The sequence below is a fragment of the Geodermatophilus obscurus DSM 43160 genome (assembly GCF_000025345.1).
Lineage (GTDB): Bacteria > Actinomycetota > Actinomycetes > Mycobacteriales > Geodermatophilaceae > Geodermatophilus > Geodermatophilus obscurus.
In genome coordinates, this window is the sequence record NC_013757.1 from 3,912,099 (window position 1) to 3,929,692 (window position 17,594).

6 protein-coding genes are annotated in these 17,594 nt (G+C 68.7%); 2 read left to right on the top strand and 4 right to left on the bottom strand.

What is annotated here, in order from left to right:
* Positions 1-2: 2 nt before the first annotated feature.
* Genes GOBS_RS18240 through GOBS_RS18250 form a run of 3 tightly spaced genes read right to left on the bottom strand, consistent with a single transcriptional unit; the run spans position 3 to position 14,079 of the window.
* Positions 3-6,377 carry a DEAD/DEAH box helicase gene (locus GOBS_RS18240; protein WP_012949744.1) on the bottom strand — a complete coding sequence of 2,125 codons (6,375 nt, stop codon included), beginning with the start codon at positions 6,375-6,377 and terminating at the stop codon, positions 3-5.
* Positions 6,374-11,101 carry a hypothetical protein gene (locus tag GOBS_RS18245; protein ID WP_012949745.1) on the bottom strand — a complete coding sequence of 1,576 codons (4,728 nt, stop codon included), beginning with the start codon at positions 11,099-11,101 and terminating at the stop codon, positions 6,374-6,376. The genes GOBS_RS18240 and GOBS_RS18245 overlap by 4 nt, the downstream gene beginning before the upstream one ends.
* Positions 11,101-14,079, bottom strand: a complete 2,979-nt coding sequence (locus tag GOBS_RS18250) for an SNF2-related protein (protein ID WP_208104319.1) — start codon at positions 14,077-14,079, stop codon at positions 11,101-11,103. The genes GOBS_RS18245 and GOBS_RS18250 overlap by 1 nt, the downstream gene beginning before the upstream one ends.
* Before the next feature lie 657 nt (positions 14,080-14,736).
* Between GOBS_RS18250 and GOBS_RS18255 the strand changes: the two genes are divergently transcribed.
* Both GOBS_RS18255 and GOBS_RS18260 read left to right on the top strand, forming a co-directional pair.
* Positions 14,737-15,360, top strand: a complete 624-nt coding sequence (locus tag GOBS_RS18255; RefSeq protein WP_012949747.1) for a hypothetical protein — start codon at positions 14,737-14,739, stop codon at positions 15,358-15,360.
* Positions 15,361-15,649: 289 nt separating this feature from the next.
* Positions 15,650-16,894: a polyhydroxyalkanoate depolymerase gene (locus GOBS_RS18260; RefSeq protein WP_012949748.1), complete on the top strand. Its 1,245-nt coding sequence runs from the start codon at positions 15,650-15,652 to the stop codon at positions 16,892-16,894.
* 254 nt (positions 16,895-17,148) lie between these two features.
* Here GOBS_RS18260 and GOBS_RS18265 read toward each other — a convergent pair whose 3' ends face one another.
* Positions 17,149-17,451 carry a DUF3303 domain-containing protein gene (locus tag GOBS_RS18265; RefSeq protein ID WP_012949749.1) on the bottom strand — a complete coding sequence of 101 codons (303 nt, stop codon included), beginning with the start codon at positions 17,449-17,451 and terminating at the stop codon, positions 17,149-17,151.
* Between the last annotated feature and the right edge of the window lie 143 nt (positions 17,452-17,594).

The following is a 17,594-nucleotide window of genomic DNA, read 5'->3' on the forward strand; positions in this document are numbered from 1 at the left end:
GACTACGGCCTTCTTACGGTGAGTGCTTCACGAACGGCGTCGACATCCGGCGGGACGACGTGCCACTGGGCGTCCTGAAGATCAGCTCGGTCGTCGTCGTTGAAGCCGATGTCCACGACCACACGGTGCTCCGGCCAGGAGAGTGACAGGACGATTCCCTCCGCCGTCTCGTCCCCCTGGGTGGGCACGTCTACTCCCGCCTCCGCCAGGGCGACGACGAGCTCGCGCTCGAGCGCGGTGCCGTTCTCGTACAGTTCCTGCCACTCCGCGGGCAACGTCGTCGCGGGCGTCACCGCGGACCCCGACGTCCCCGTCGAGGAGGCCACTCGCGTTCTCGTGCTGATGACGGTGGGCGCCGTGCGGAGGTTCAGCAGGTTGCTGAGCCTCAGCCAGTCGCGCCAGGCGTTCCGATGCGCCTCGCCTACGCGGTCGGTCCGGTCATCGAGGATGAGCGCCACCTCCGCTGAGTTCGTCGCTGGGTCAGCGACCCGCGCCGAGAGGGCGACGGTGTCATCCCTCCACAGCCAGCCGAAGACCCCGTCCGCCGGCTCTGGGGTCAGGCCGTCGAGCACCTGCATCGCCGTGGCGGCCGGACCGTCCACCCTGACGCCCTGGTGCCCGGCTGAGCTCAGGAGGAACAGCGGGAGCCAGTTCGCGAGGTTCTCCACGGCCGCCGGCTGGGGATTTTGGATCCAGCCGATCAGGAAGTCCACCGGCCCGCCGGCGATGAGCTCGATCGACGCGGCCGTGAGCTGTCCGGCGGCGGCCTCGATGATGGGGCCCGACTGGTCAGGAGAGAACCAGGACGGCGGGGCGACGGCGCCGGCTTCGGCGTCCTCGAGGTCCTGCCAGGTGACCCCCAGCACCATCCGGCCGCTGTCCCGCAGCACTGCCCGCTTGCCGGCGTCGTCGGAGAGTCGGTTGATGGCCGGGCTGGCGTGGTAGCGCCACCCGTCGGTGAAGATGGCCACCTCCGGGATGCCGGCCTGGTTGCACCTCAAGATGAAGTCCGGCTTGGAGCCGAGCACGATCTGCTGGGGCTCCAGGGTCCACACCCGTCCGCTACCGCCCACGGTGATGGTCGAGCGGTTGCCTGCACTCGTCGGCTGGTCCTTGACGGTCGCACCGGCTGCCTTCAGCCGGGCGTTGAAGACAGCGCGGAACCGCTGCTCGAGGTTCGACTCCGGGTCGAAGCCACTGGGCTCGGTGATGGTGCAGGTCCAGGCCATCTCCGCCGGCGGTTCGTCGCCGGTGCCGCTGGTGAGGATGTCGCGCAGGTGCCGCTCACCGGCGGCCCGAGACACCGACTTCACCTGGTGTGGAGCGGCGAACGGCAGCAGGCAGCGGTGGCAGGCAAGCCGCTTCTCGGCCTGGCACTCGCAGTCCCGCAGCGTGGTCCAGGCCCGGTAGAGGATGGACCAGACGGTCTCAGGATCGGCGAGCTCTGACAGGTATCCCGTGCCACCGGGGACGACGTCGTGTAGGAGGAGCGCGTCGTGGTTGTCGGTGCCGTCGGACAGGGTGGGGTCCACGACGGTGGCGACCTGGATGTGGTCGGGCGCACCACCGATGCGTTCCCGCAGACCCAGCAGGATGGCCGCGGACAGGCTCGGGATGGCGAAGTTGTCCCCGAGCGTCACCGAACGGGGCAGCCGCACGACGAGCCCTTCGGTGCGAAGCGTACGGCTCAACGCGATGTTGCGGGTGCTCTCGATGGTGGCCTTGCGGTGGGGGCACCAAGGGCGATGTTCGCTAGGACGGTTGGCACCCGTCGAGGTGTCGAGTTGACCGCACGACTTGCAGATCCGGAACAGCGGTGCCGTGTGCTCGGTGTTGGCGAGGACGCGGGACGACCCCTGACCTGTCGCCTTGCCGATGTTGATCCACCGGATCGTCTGGTCACGGAGGTGCTTGGCGCCGAACCCGTAGTCCTCGACGAACCACTGACGCGTCACCTGCGCCGGATCGACATCAGCCGCGGTGACCAGTGAGAAGACCTCGCTCGTGCGCTCGTCTCGCTCGTCGGTGATGGCGGCGTCGTCGCGGCGCATCGCCGAGTAGACCCGGTTGAGTTCGACGACGTCGAGCCGCTGCTTGGTGTCCGCGATCTCCGCGTTCCCGCAGCGTGGACAGCTGGCGATCGTCCCGCTCACGGCCGGATCGGCGGCGTAACCGCAGGCCGGGCAAAACACCCAGGTGCGGACGGCTTCTCCGTCGTGCCCGAGGTCGATGGCGTCGATGAACAACCGGTGGCCGCCGGCGTAGAAGGTGGCCCCAGGTGCGAACTCGCGGAGCGCCTGGCTGCCGCCACGGTGGTACGAGAAGGGGTCGGTCTGGTACTCGCCGGTGTCAGGGTCGACCCAGCTCAGCGTGACGTCGAGCGTGACGCTGTCGTCGAGGAGCGTGTAGTTGGGGAACAGGCCGTACTCCTCCAGGACACCGATCCAGTAGTCGCCGCGGAGATCCGAGAGTTGCTTCTGGGTCAGGCGCAGGGAAGCACGAGCCGTTCGGAACGCGCGCTTGTCCTCGTCGGTCGCGGCCGGCCCTTCGGCGATCTTCTGCAGGTCGGGCAGCGCGGCCGTGATGGCGGCGCGGCGGAACTCCAGCGTCTCGACCGTGTGCGCCCATCGCTGCGCCTCGCGGTGCAGGCGCCCCGCTAACGCGCTGGTGCCCGGGGCTCCGTCGAGGGGCGTCGCCCAGCGGCGCAGCGCCTCTCGCGCCGTCTCCCCGAGGTCCGGGAATCCGTCGAGGAACGCGGTGAGCAACCCGTCGGCGTGTGTCTCGGCCTCGGTGATCAGCGCGTGCAGGTAGGAACCGTCCTCGGTGCTCCCGATGGCGTCCTGGGCGGAATGGGGATGGGGCGCCTGCGGGTCGCGGGCGAGGCGGTCGGCGACGGAGGCGACGTACTGGCGCCGAAGGATTTCCTCGGCATCGAGATAGGTGGCCGGCGGTCGCACCTGACCGTTGATCACCGACAGCGGATCGCCCAGCCGCGGGAGCTGGTCGCCCCGTCCCGTGACGAACGCCAGGTTCATCGCGTTGCCGGTCAGCCGGCCGGCACGGCCGACTCGTTGGAGGTACGAGGCCACGGTCCGCGGGAGAGACGCGAGCATCACCGCGGACAGGTCACCGATGTCGATGCCCATCTCCAGGGTGGGCGTGGCGACGAGGACGTTGGGCGCGTCGGGATTTGCCTGCTGCGCCTTGAACTGTTCCTCGTACCGCAGGCGGTCCTTGTCCTCGAGCAGGCTGGTGTGCTCACGAGCCACCACCCGGCGGACGTCGGTCGATGCGTACATCCGCCGGTAGAAGTTGTCCTGCCGGCCTTCCGGCCGCAGATGCCCGGCGCAGCGGGCGACCATGCAGGGGGCGCCGGCCAGCTGCTGGACGACGGTCCTGCTGCCTGGGACGAGGGTCTGGCAGACGTCGCACAGCAGGTGGTGAGCACCCGCCTCTAGGTCCGGCAGCGCGACCGGTCCCACGACGATCGAGGACTGCGGCAGCTGGTAGATCTGCGCAGCGGTCCTGCTGGTGACCACGCCGATCACGTTCAGCTGGGCGAGACGCTGGAGGAGCAGTCGAGCGAGCTTGGCGCCGTCCGCGGGCGCGAGCCCCAGGTTCTTCGCCGTCCACTGGGCGTACCAGCTCTGCGAGCTCGTGACGGGGTCCAGGTCGGTCTGCTTCTTCAGCTTGTCGCCGCCGATCCGCGGATACCCGGGCGCTGGTCGCCCGGCCGGGAAAGCCGGCATGCCGTCGGACCGCGGACGCCCTCCCGTCAACGACCAACGGTTCCCGTCCTCCTGCTGGTAGCGGCTGAACCACTCATGCTCGATGGCGCCTCGCTCACGCATGCGCTCGAGGACCCCGCGCACCCATGCTGTCTTGGCTCTGGTGTCGGGTTCGAGCCCGTTGAGCGTGGGGAGGCCACCGGCCTCGTCGATCGCCTGGTCGGCCGCCCGCACGAGCACGGCCGGCGCTACCGCCACCTCGGCGGAGGCGCTTCCGGTGCGCTCGAGCGTTCGACCGGTGCGGGACTGGAGCCCGAACTCCAGAGACGCGTCCAGCAGAAGCCGGCGCTTCACCCGGGTGCGGACCCCGGCCGGCACGTCGCGCAGTCGGGGCTTCTGCCAGAAGGGAGCGAACTCCTCCCGATCGACGACCGCGGGAGGTACGACGCGGTAGCGGCGGTGCGGGTTGTCCCCGGCGTCGAGGATCACCTGTTCGACGAGACCGTCCAGGCTGACCGGTTGCTCACCCACTGCCTCGCGCAGCACCGAGCGCAGGGTGAGGCTGTACGAGCGGCTCTGCACGAACCCGGCGCGGTGCGCGGCGTCCTGCACGCTGTCGGTGAAGACCAGCGCCTTCTTCTCCGCCTCGTCCAACCCCTCGGCACCGAACAAGGTGGACAGCGTCACCGAGAGCAGCGTCGCGATCGCCGAGCCGAGGAACCGGATCCCGTCCTTGTGCTGGCAGGCAGGACAGGTGTCGTCGAGCGACAGCTCGCCCGCGTCGACACCTTGGTGCGTGAGGACCGGGAGGACACCGCCGCTGCGGATCTCCCGTTCGTCGTCGGGCAGCGCGGCAAGCAGTCGACGTTCCCGGACGGCGAACCACATGAGCCCTTCGACCGGATCCGCGTCCCGCGCGGTAGCGCGGTCGCCTTCCGCCGGGGCGTGGATCAGAGGCCGGAACCTGTCGTCACGCCGGAATCGGCGACTCCGGATCGTCTCGTCGTTGGTGTCGAGGTCCGAGCCTGTCGGCGCAAGGATCACGCCCCAGCCCGAGCGCCCGCAGTGCCGGCAGAACAGCGCGGGCAGTGGCCGTCCCTGGTCCACGGCAGTCGCCTCGGCGGAGTGGACACTCTGCAGCTCGCCGTCGTCGCTCCAGTGATAGCGGGCGGTCCCGCTGGCCGTCCGATCGATCCGGGAGAGCTCGCGGACCCACAGGTGCAGATCGACGGACGCGGCCTCGCGACCGACGACCGAGCGGACGTGGCTGAAGGCGGCGAGCAGAGCGACGACGAACTTCTGCCACCGGGCCGGCAACGGCTGATCTGCCGAGCCGGCAGCCGCGGCCAGCGCATCAGCGAGCTGCGACGCGGACACCGCATCGGCCGCAGCGTCGAGCAGCAGTGGCGTTATCGGGTGCCCCTTGAGCATCGCGAGTAGCGAGGCCTCGGGGGTGGCCGTCAACTGGGACCGCGGTATCCGGCCGCCGATCCCTTCCGCGATGTAGAGCCCGCCGACCACCACCTCGGTGATGCGTCGGCCGTCGGCCTCGTCCTCGAGGGCCTCCACCGCCTCGGCGATGCCCGCCACGACGGCGTCATCGAGAGGTACGGGCACGAACCCCAGCTCACCCACTCGGCTCGGCGCGGCCCCGATCCAGTCGGACGGCTCGAGCCGCGTCTCGGTAATGACGCTGTCGGCCGGGAACTCCTCGCCGAACACGGTCCGGGCGAACTCGAGCATCGCGGCAGGATCGCCCTTGTCCCCCAGCGTGGCCGAGGTGGCGACCGGTGTGATCAGGCCCAGCGGACGCTGCCAGTCCTCGGGTGTGAGCGTCGGATCGCTTGCGGGCCAATGGCTCTTGAGGGCAAGGCCGAGCCGCCGAAGGAGCATCGAGACGTCGGTGCCTTGCGCCCCGTCATAGGTGTGGAACTCGTCGAGGACCAGGTACTGCAGGCTGCGGGCGCTCTTCGCCCACAGCCCGGCGTCGTCGTGCCGGAGCAGCAGCTGGTCCAGCATCTTGTAGTTGGTGAGCAGGATGTCCGGCGGGTCGCTGCGGATGACGGCCCGATCGGTGATCAGCCCGTCGGCGGTCACCCGCGTTCGGCTCGCCCCCTTCTGCCCGGTGTACAGGGCAGCCGACACACCTGCCAGCGCGTCGAGCTTCACGAGTAGCTCGGTCAGCCGTTTGGCCTGGTCGTTGGCAAGGGCGTTCATCGGGTAGAGGACGATCGCCTTGGTCCCGGTGACGCCGTTGCGCTTCGCCCGCAGGACATGGTCGAGGATCGGGACGAGGAAGGCCTCGGTCTTTCCCGAGCCGGTTCCGGTGGTGACCAGCGTCGGCAGAGGTCGCGGCTTGTCCGACGACAAGTTGGCGCTCGACAGCCGAGCGAACGCTGCAGCCTGGTGCCCGTACGGCGGGAACCCCTCGTACCAGTCCAGCGACGACCGCCAGCCGGGCTCCGCCGGCCGGAACGGCAGGCGGAACCGGACGTACGGACCCTTGAACAGCCCCGTCTCCGAGTCTTGGAGGAATTCCGTCAAGGCGGTTCGCGCATCTTCGTCAGTGAGGGCGAACGTCGTCGTCAGGTAGTCGAGGAGGCTGTCTCGGATCTCCTCGGCCTGGACCGTGGGCAGTAGCTCACTCACGAGCGGTCCTTCAGCAGCCGCTCGAAGTGGGCGTACGCCTGCCGCATGTCGGCCTCGCGGTCGAGGGTCACGAAAGGCAACTTGTACATGTACGTATTGCCTGCCTGATTCGTAGCAGTCCGCTCGTTGTCAGTAATCCGGTCACCCTTACGACGCCAAGCCTGGAGAACCGCCGTCGGGACCACTCGACCGTTCTGGTCGTACCAACAGGAGTTGCGGTCATAGAAGTAGAGACTGCCGAATTGTGTTCGATAAATGGTACAGAGGTCCTCGATATGCATCTTCAAACTCAAGGCGACGATTGTATCGATCTCCAGTAGTGCTTGTCGGCGATCAGCGGCACGACGGAGTCCAACCGTTGTCGACCACTCCTTCGAGTCGACCGCCAGTGGCCCACGCTCACCATGCTCAAAACCGCCCGTCCAGCCCGCGAATGAGGGAAGCGCATCGAAGCAGTCTTCCCAAAGCGGTGCGTATGCGGCCGTCAGGCAGTTGAGCCTCAACGTGCGCAGACTTAGCTCGCCCGCCAGTTCCGGCAATGCGAATCGTGGTAGACGACGAATGGTGGCCGGGACTACATTATTCTTTGGTACCGCGCGGATAGCGAAATCTAGCGGCAGCGATGCGAGCGTGCCAGCGAGCTCCACGAGGTCCAAGTTGGAACGCTCTCCGCCCCCCATTGAGGAGACCGAATCGCCTTGATTCGCACCCGGAGGAGCGATCGACGCTACTAGCGTGCGCTTTCCTGAATTATCGACCATCTTGCGCCACACGACCCTGAACGCTTCGCGCGATGCTTGACCACCGTGGTTCCACCAAGCAGTGAAGGCGTTGTAGAGCGGTCGGTCCGACCCCGGCTTGTATGCGGTCACAGGGACGTCGGCGTCCCCTACCGCTTCAATGTCTACCTCAAACCAATCTGTCGAGTGGCGCATGCTCTCGTTCGGCGCCTTGAAGAACGGCGTCGCGACGTAAAAGTGGGATTCCTGGAGCCAGACATCATCCCAACTGGACGGTGCACCCCAACGGGGTTCGATCACTCCTCGCTGAACAGCCGCACGTTCGGGAGATCCGGTCGCGAACTCCCATCCCTCGTCTGCTATTCGTGGGGCGCGCCCGATTAAGTCGAGCGCCTGAGCAGCGGCGCGGTTGACTGCGTATACCATCCGACTCTCGTGCGGAGGGCTATGCTTTTGCTCCAGGATTGTCGCCCACGACTTAATCATCGCTGAGTCGACCATGAACACTCTATTACGGTGGGGGCGCAGATCCCAGCCTCCATCCGGATGCTTAACTCCTGGCTCAGGTCCAGAACCGTCGTGGGCCAGTGACCTCAGTACGGTGTCGGGGTGAAAGAGCGACGTGGCCATTACGAACCTGGGCCGAGCAAGCGGTCGACCATAGACATTGACCCCATAGTGCTTCTGATGCTGGATCTCAAAAAGCTTGAGCTCATTGATGAACTCCCAGTGGCGTCGAAGGCGCCTGTAGGTCTCGGCCCGCAGGTGGCCAGCAGCTTCATCCGTGAAGTGTGACTCGAGGTGAATCAAAGCTTGCACGCCCTCATGAGCCCCAGCCCGCCAGACCTGCGCCATGAAGCAGCGATATAGGTCCGTCTGCATCCCGTCGAGAACGGGGAAGTGCTGCGCAGACCCAAGGAACGCTAGGTTCGATGACGCCTCGGAGACGCCGTCGAGCACAAGATTTCTCATTCCGGGGAGCACGAGGGTGGCCGCACGCTTGCGGACCAGCTCTTCCTGGTCCGGCTTAACGGCAAGCTGCCACCACGGATCACCTTCAGCGAGCAATGCATCAAAATCCAGTCGCGGACGTACCCACGGCGGATTTCCCACTTGCAAATCAAAGCCACCGCGCCCAAGGACCGGCGCGAAGTCAAGCTCCCAGTGGAAGAAGCCCTGCTGCGATGCCACCTGCTCGCAAACTATGAGCCACGGGTGCTTGGTCAAGACCGCGGGCACCGAATAGGCACTGGCGAAGCCGAGGTCGTTTGTCTCGAAGTCGCCGAGCTCTGCCCAGGTCGTCCCTGCGGCGATCGTCTGCTGCCCGGCCGCGGTGCGACCTCTGCCGGCGTGCCGCCCGAGCAGCATCTGCAGCGCGTCAATCCACTGGTCCAACGTCGGCGGATCGATCCGACGCGGCACCCCGTCGACCTCGCGAGTCGTCAAAGTGTCGGTGAGCGGCCAGAACCACAGGGCACACCACGCGTCCATGACCCGGCGCAGGCGGCGGTAGGCGCCTGTTGCGTCGGCGAGCGCCTCCTCGATCTCCGCGCGTTGGACCGCGCCGCCTTCGGGCAAGGCCTCGGTGCCCCACACCGGGATGGCCCGGCGGATCTCCTGCTCAGCGATCTGCAGCCGCCGGTAGGCGATCTGCCACAGCGCCTCGACGCGGTAGCCGAGGTCCACCAGGGCGCCCACCTGCTTGACGCTCGGTTTGACCTGCAGGCTCTTGCGCCAGGCCTTCAACCGGACGAGCGCATCAGGGGCCAATGCCTTGGCTTCCTTGGCGTCCACCGTCGCGCCCCACCCCGCGGACGGCAACAGGAAGTGGTGAATCCGTCCGCTGACCCCGGTCGCCAGCGTCTCGGCCTCGACGTCCTGGGCCAACGTCGTGAGCGGGGCGTCCGTGGGCACGTCGGTGAGCCAGGTCTTCTTCGTCACCTGGTCCCGCCGGAACGTCGCCCGACGAACACCGATAAGCGAGTTGCCGCGTCGCAGGTGCAGTCCGAACCACGGGGCGTCCAGCCCTTCCACCATGGTGTCGAGCCAGAGGGAGATCTCGGCGAGCTCCACCGCTGTGGCGTTGAAGTCGACGCCGTACACCTGGTGCAGTGCGATGTAGGCCTTCACCTGCTGCAGGATGCGGGGGTACTCATCGGGCTCGATCCGCTGACCGAGCTCCTCCTGCCGGCGACGGAGGTACTGCTCGGCGAGCTGTCGAACCGCCTCGATGGCGAACGCGCCGGACCCCAGGGCCGGCTCGCACACGGTCAGCTGAAGCACCTGCTCGGCGGAGGTCCTCTCGCCGTCCTGGTCCAGCAGCTCTTCCAGGGCCTGTGAAACCACGAACCGGGTGAGCACCTCGGGCGTGTAGTACGACGCGGACTGCTGGCGCTCCCGTCCGGCCAGCCGGAAGACGAAGGAGCCCTGCCGGTGCAGGACCGGCCGCTCCTCCCCGGTGACCGGGTCCTCGTTCCTGACGAAGTCGGACGGTGAGATGTCGTCGGCCCGGTCCACGGGCACGACCCAGGAACCCTTGCCGGCGTCGCCGCCCTTGGCCACCTCGTACAGATCCGTCTCGGCGAAGAAGCCGGTGTAGCTCATGAGGCCCTCGTAGACGGCCCCGAGCTGGTTGATGCCGAGCTCGGCGTAGGAGATGAAGCCGCGGTCCTTCCCCTTCGACTCCTTGCTCAACAGCAGGTGACGCAGAACCTGCTGGAGGGCCGCGTTCCCCAGCCCGACGTCGTCAATGTGGGCCGTGGCCACCGGCCGGAAGAGGTCGGCGCGCAAGCTGCGGAAGTTCAAGCCCTCGGGTGGTTGACCGTCCGTGGCGATCGTCTTGGTGTCGCGGTCGACGAGCCGGAACAGCACGGCCAGGGAGTCGTACAGGTGCGATCCGTGCTGCGCGCTGGGGCTGGCCAGCTCAACGAGGGTCAGCTCGCGCAAGCGGTCGAGGCTGTACCCCCTCTCGTACTCCGGTGAGCCGACGGGCAGCACCCCCAGCTCCGGCGAAGCCTCGGCGTACAGCAGGAAGAGGATGCGGTAGAGGAACCGCAGCGACTGGATGGCGAGCGGCTGTGCCTGATCGGCCGGCAGCGGCTGGAGGCCCTGGCGAGTGCGCCGGTTCACGACCTCGTTTGCGAGGATCTCGATCGACAGGCGGACGCCCTCGCGCAGGTCCTTCGACACCCCCACGGTGTGCTTGACGGACTCCTCGAGGACCGCGCTCCACCAGATGTCACCCTCGGCATCCGGTGCGAGGGACTCCGCGCTGATGCAGACCAGCGCGCGGTCGACCTCACCGCCACGACGGTCCTCGTTGCGTTCACACACCAGCTGGAGATCGACAGTCAGGTAGCGGCCTTCCGCCCATTTGGCGCGTTCGGCGACGAGCACGAAGCGTCCCGCCAACACCAGCGCGAAGGTGGGTGCGTCGTCCGACACGAAGAGGGCCGACAACGTGCGGGCCACGGAAGTCAGCTCTGTCTTGTAGTCGAGCGCGAACGGCGACAGCAACGTGTCGGCGTCCTTCTGCAGCAACGTCTCCAGGCTCCCGGTGGCCCGTCCCTCGACGATGACCAGCGGTGCGCCGTCCGTCATCCCCGGCGCGCTGACGCGGAGCACCGGACCGGTGCGTTCGGTGTGCAGACCGACGCCGCCGTATCCGAGCACCTCGAGCAGCCGCGCGTACAGGTCGGGAAGGACGCCGTCCGGTACGGGGACCAGGTCGGTGTCCTCCGCAGCCACACCGAGGCCGGTCAGCTGGTCCAGCAGCCAGCGGCGGGCCTGGGTGAACCGGGTGCGCGTGGTCGCTGCTGGGCGCTGCCGGCCGTCTTCGCGCGGAGCGCCTGCTGCCTGCGCCTCGTCCCACGCCTTGCGTCGCGCGACCACCCGCGCCTGGAAGGACTGCGAGGTGGCGTCGGTGGTGAAGAAGTGCTCGGAGATCCAGTCCTCGCCGATGAGGATGGCGTCACTGCCGGCCATCAGTTCCCTCCCACCATCGCGCGGACGTCGGCCTCACGTGGGACGACCATCAGGAGAGGGCGCACCAGTCGCCGCTCGGGCAGCATGCCCTTCGCCATCTCCCGCTCTTCCTCCATGCGCTGACGCCGGTCACGCAGCTCCGAACGCTGCACCAACGCCCCCGCCTCGTCGTCCCATCGATTCGTTCGCTCCGACCACCGCTGCACCCGCTCCCGAGTGGCCGACTCGGCTGCCTGGACCACGTCACCCATGAGCTGGTCAGCGGCTCGGACCGCGGGACCGACGTAACAGGTAAGCAGATCCGCATCGACGAGGCCGCCGGCGTTGATGGTCACCCCGGTGAATCCGGCCTCAGCGAGAGCGGCCGCCGCCGAGGCGTACGGCGTGACGAGGGCGAATGAGCTGTTCATCGGGTTCGGGAAGGTGGCGAGCAAGAACGACGCCGCCACCACCTGGCCGCGGACGTTGGTCAGGCTGCCCTGCAGCAGCACGGTCAGCTCGTCGACGTCACCACGGACGGCGAACACCTGGTTGCGGCCCAGGCTGGCCAGCGCGCGATCACTGGCCCAGTCCACGACCGGGTGCAGCGGTGCGAGGTAGTGCGCCTCCGGCCAGAGGGAGGTCGACTCGTCGGCGAGCGCCTGGGTCAGCTCCGCCTTGCCCCGCTGTGGAGTGCTCGCAAGCCGCATCTTCTGGGCCACCCGACGGGCGGCTAGGTACGACTGCGGCAGCACCTCCAGGCGCTGACGCAGGTCGGCCGGCGGCACGAACTCGACGATGGAGTATTCGGGGTGCTCCTTCCACGAGACCCCGTTGGGCGGCTCGGCTCCGGGGGTGGGGAGGAACTCGTCGAGCGCCTCGCGGAAGAAGTCGAGCTCAGTCGGGAAGACCCCGACCGATCCACCGCTTGGCGGCGCCGTCGTGGGCACGTCGGCGGGCTTGGCTGCGGTGAGGCGAGCGAAGAGGCCAGCTATCCCGGGCGAGGCCTTGACCTCCTCGACGGTCTTCACCTCGTCGTCGAGGTCACGGCCTTCCGCGAGCACCCGGCGGATGGCGTCCTCCTCGGCCTCGACGTCGTACTTGCCCATCAACGAGGCAGAGTCACCGAGCGCCCTGTGCGCCTCGTCCTCCTTCTCCACCAGCTTCGCGAGCACGCGCACGTCACCGGCGAACTTCCCGCTGTCCGGATCGAGCAGGAGTGTGGTGATCTGCGGCTGGTGCTTCTGCCCGTACCGGTCGATGCGCCCGTTGCGCTGCTCGATCCGGATCAGCGACCAGGGGATGTCGAAGTGAATCAGCTCGTGGCACTGCGCGTGCAGGTTGACGCCTTCTGAAGCGACGTCGCCGGTGACGAGGACCCGGATCGGTGACGATGCCTGCTTGAACGACTCGACGACCTCCTGCTGATCGACGTCGCTGAGACCGCCGTGCAGGACGGCGACCTGGTCCTGGGACAGGCCGAGGTCGGCACAGAGCGACTCTTGCAGCCAGCGGAGCGTGGCAACGCGCTCGGCGAAGACGACGGCGCGCATTGGCTTCTTGGGGCCGACGCCGATCTTTCGCAGGTAGGTCAGCAGCGCGGCGCACTTGCCGGACGTCTCCGTGCCCGCCTCGGCGGCCAGGGCGTCCAGGTTCTCCAGCGCCTCGATCTCACGGCGCTGTTCGGAGGTGGGCGCTGGGCGAGCGGCCTGGTCCCCCTTCCGCGGCGGGTCCAGCCGACGGATCCGCTCGCGCACGGATTCGCGCAAGGCCGCCGGCGAGGAGAGGAAGGCCTTGGCCAGCGTCCAGGGGAAGAGACCGCCGTTGGCTCCGGAGTACGGGGATGACCCGTCCGGTGGGTACAGCCACGTGTCCTCGAGCTCGCGGACGATGGCACTCTCCGCGGGCGAAGGTGCCACCAGCAGGTTCTGCGGCTCCTTGCGCTCGGCCCAGTCGCCGCCGACCACGCTGGCGACGTCGGGGCTGTGCCGGTGCCGGCGGATGACCAGCCGCTTCACCTCGTCCTCGATGAGGCCGCCGTCCGGGCGCACCGCGCTCGGGTCGAGCATCCGGACGAGCTCCGCGAACGACGCGGTCTTGCCGTTGTGCGGCGTCGCGGACGCCAGCACGAGCGCGTCGGTACGGGACGCGAGGAGGCGGGCGAGTCGGTTGTTCTGCGAGGTGGAGTTCGTGACGTTGTGCGACTCGTCGATGACGACGGCGTCCCACCGTTGCTTCTGCAGGTGGGCCAGGTAGCGGTCGGACTTCAGCGTGTCGATAGAGATGATCACGCGCTTGTAGAAGGTGAAGGGGTTGCGGTTCGCGGGGAGCTGCTGCCGGATGCGCTGGATGCCGAGTGAGTCGAGGCGGACAAACGGGAGCGCGAACCGGGTCCACAACTCGAACTGCATTTGCTCGAGGACGTGGCGTGGGGTGACCACGAGGATGCGCTCACCCCGGCCCCGGCGGACGAGCTCGGCGAGGATCATGCCGATCTCCAGCGTCTTGCCGAGGCCGACCGCGTCCGCGAGCAGGATCCGCGGGCGGAGGTTCTCCGGGTCGAGCGCCTTGCGGACCGCAGCCTGCTGGTAGCCGAGCGGGTCCGCCAGACCGCGGGTCGCCACGGTGAGGGCCGGGTCGGTGAGCGGGACCGGCGACTTACGCAGCATGGCCTCAAGCCAGAGGCGCGTGCGCCGGTATGCCGGGGAGTCGTCCGCCACGACCCTGGCGTCGGCCGGGTCTACGACACGGACGTCGTCCAGAACAGTTGCGAAGGTGGCTGTGGTGTCGCGGACCAGCTCCGTGAGCCCTTGGACGTCGATCAGCCAGCCGTCGCCGTCCTTCTCGACCCCGGTGATGAGCCACTGTTCGTCGCGGACCTCGACGACCGACCCGGGGGCGCCTTGGAAGTCGTCAGCTGAGCGCTTAATTGTGGACGTCATCGTTTCCCCCTCATGGGCGAGGTGGCCCTCGGGCAGGTGGTGGTCCCGCTCATGCACCTGAGGGGCGTAACCCAGTCGTGGGCCAAGCCAGACTTGGCCGTCCGCCGCCGTCCCCGTGCACCCGTCAGTCGCCGCTGCCGGTCGGGCGTGCAGCGATGGTCTGTTTGCGCCGACTCCATAGCAGTGCTGATGAAGCTTGCCGACACCTCTCCTCGTTTCCTCACTCGGTCACGGGCCAGCACCACCGCCCGTGAGACAGCCCCAACGGACTGTAGGCGTCCGGGCAGGGCCATGGGTCCAACCGACTGGAACTGATTCGGCAACTGGCACGGCAGCGCTGCACTCCATCCCAGTTGTCACATCTGCCCCGACGTGGAGGATCACGAGTCCGTTGTCTTGGGTGATCACTCGCCACCCGGCGCTCCGGGACGAGGATCTCCGCGAGCCAAGGGCTCAGCGGAGACCAAGTCGCTTACGGCATCGGGGACTGCCCGGGCTGGGCCGTCCGGTCCTCATCGATCGCCTCGCTGCACGGGCCGAAGAGCTCGCGGGTCGTGAACGTCAGGGTGGTGCGCAGCTCCGGCGCGCGTACGTCAACAAGGCCAGGCCGTCGAACGCTCGGAGCACCTCACCGAGCCATTGCCTCGCGAGCCGGAGGCCGAGAGGGTGAGCCGCGAGGCGATGCCGCCGGGGCGCCGCCCGAACGGAGGTGGCATGTACGCCCGATCCACCAGCATCCGCGGCAACCTCAGCAACCTCGACGCCGGCATCGCCTACGTGCGCGACGAGGTGATGCCGGCGGTGCCAAAGATGGAAGGCTGCGTCGGCCTGTCACTGCTCGCCGACCGCGAGAGCGGCCGCTGCATCGTCGCGACCTCCTGGGTCGACGAGCAGGCCATGCGCGCCACCGCCCACGAGGACCGCACCGTCCAGCACCGCCTCATGCACACCCTCGGCGGCGAGCACGCCGACGTCCAGGAGTGGGAGATCGCCGTCCTCCACCGGGACCGTCCGGCCGGGGACGGCGCCGGCGCGCAGGTCACCTGGGCCCGCATCGCGCCGAACCACCTCGACGACCTGCTCGACGCCTACCGGCACAACCTGCTGCCCAAGCTGCAGGAGCTCCCCGGCTTCTGCAGCGTCAGCATGCTGGTCGACCGGCGCCTCGGCCGGACCGTCAGCGTCACCAGCTTCGAAAACCGCGACGCGGCCGGGCTGGTGCGCAAGCACGCCCGGGTCCTGCGCCAGCAGTTCGCCCAGGCCATGGGCGCCAAGATCGTCGACGTCGCTGAGATGGACCTCGTCCTCGCCCACCTGCACGTCCCCGAGGCCGTCTGACCAGCCCCTGAGACACAGAGCGCTCCGTGGTCGCCGGGGCGCATCCGCGAGCTGAGGTCAGACCCGGCCGACCCAGCGGCGTCGAGCGCCGACTCCGTCGACGGCACCGCCGCGACGGTCCGGCGCGACCGGAGTGGCTGCTGTTACCCACGGGACGCCGGTGCCGCCGACACCGCCCGCAACGTCACCGACACGGGGGTCGCTGCGCCGTCATCCCGCCGTCGCGTTTAAGTTACTCGCCAGTGACCTAACTCACCGGTAACGCTCCGACTCCGCGACAGGCAGGCCGATGCTCTACACCGCTTACGAGATCAACCGTCGAGCCACGGCGCCCGTCCTCACGGCGTCCGAGCTGACCGCTCGGGCACTGCAGGCCCTTCCCGCACCCTGGGCCCGCACGCCCGCCGTCCGCCACGTGCGAGCCCTCTGCGACATCGTTGCCAAGGCGCGCCCCACGCACGACCGCCCGGCGTTCGGCATCCCGACCGTCCAGGTCGACGGCCGCGACGCCGACGTCTTCGAGCGCCCCGCGCTGACCACGCCCTTCGGCACCCTTCTGCACTTCGCCAAGCCCTCGGTGACCGGCCAGCCCCGCGTGCTCGTCGTCGGCCCCATGTCCGGCCACTTCACGACGCTGATCCGGCCGACGATCAAGACCCTGCTGGCCGACCACGACGTCTACGTCATCGACTGGCACAACGCCCGTGACATCCCCGCGGCGCACGGGCCCTTCGGCCTCGACGAGTACATCGAGCACGTCATGCAGGCGCTGCGCCACCTCGGCCCCGACACCCACGTCGTGGCCGTGTGCCAGCCCGCCGTCCCGGTGCTGGCCGCCGTCGCCCTGCTCGCGGCGCAGGACGACCCCGCCCAGCCGGCCAGCGTCACGCTCATGGCCGGCCCGATCGACACCCGGGTCAACCCCAACCGGGTCAACAAGTCCGCTGCCGACAAGCCGATCTCCTGGTTCGAGCGCCGGGTTGTCGACACCGTGCCGAGCCGGTACCCGGGCGCCGGACGGCGGGTCTACCCCGGTGTCGTCCAGCTGACGGCCTTCATGTCGATGAACCCCAGGCGGCACCTCAGCGCGCACGCCCGGCTGTACCGCGACCTGGTCACCGGCAACGCGGCCGCGGCTGCGACCACCCGCGCCTTCTACGACGAGTACGGCGCGGTGATGGACGTCCCCGCGGAGTTCTACCTGGAGACGGTCGCCCGCGTCTTCCAGCAGCACGAGCTCCCGCTCGGGCGCTTCACCTGGCGGGGACAGCACGTCGACCCCGGCGCCATCCGCAACACCGCGCTGCTCACCGTCGAGGGCGCGAACGACGACATCTGCTCCCCCGGCCAGACCGAGGCCGCCCACCGGCTGTGCACCGGGATCCCGGAGGAGCGCAGGGGCCACCACCTGCAGAACGGGGTGGGCCACTACGGCGTCTTCAGCGGCTCCCGCTGGGAGGCCGAGATCTACCCCGTCGTCCGGTCCTTCGTCGAGTCCGCCCGTACTGCCGAGCGGGTGGCGTCCGGCAGCTGACCTTCGCCCGCCAGGGACGGCCGGCCGCAGAGCCGGCCGCCCGCGGCGACGCGGACGTCGTCGAGCGCACGGTTCCGGTCCGGACCCATCGGATGGGGAGGTCACCCCTCCCGACACCCGTCACCCCGCGCACGACCGGAGCGCCGCCCGCTGAGGCCGCGACACGGACGCAGCCTGGACGGCGAACGGCACCCCGGCGCGCTCCGGTCAGCAGTGCCGGATCCGACGGACCTCGGCGCCCGCTCACCGACGTGTCATCGGGACTCGTTGTAGTCCACCGCAGCCTGCAGGGTGGCGGCTCCCTCCTGGATGTCCAGCACCGGGTACAGCTCGAAGTCGAGGAACGGGCTGAAGATCGCGCAGTCCTTCGCCAGGGCGGTCGGGTCGTCGGTCTCGGCGACGGCGAACCCACCTCGCCCGTCGACCCGGCTGACGAACTGGAGCATGGTCGCGCTCGGCGTCCACTTGCTGAACACCTCGAGCGAGCGCTTCATGGTCGCCAGGTTCTCCTGGCCCGACCCACGGGACCGGGTGGTCCACTGGAGCACGTACTTCACGTCGGCCTCCCCTCTGTCCGGTTCGGCTCGGGCACCGCTCGAGGCCCGGTGTGCCACGGCACGCACGGCGGGGCCGGAGCGGTGGCGGCGAGCACCGGCAGGCTCTCAGCGGAGCCGGTGCAGCTCAAGGTGGCCGTGCGCCG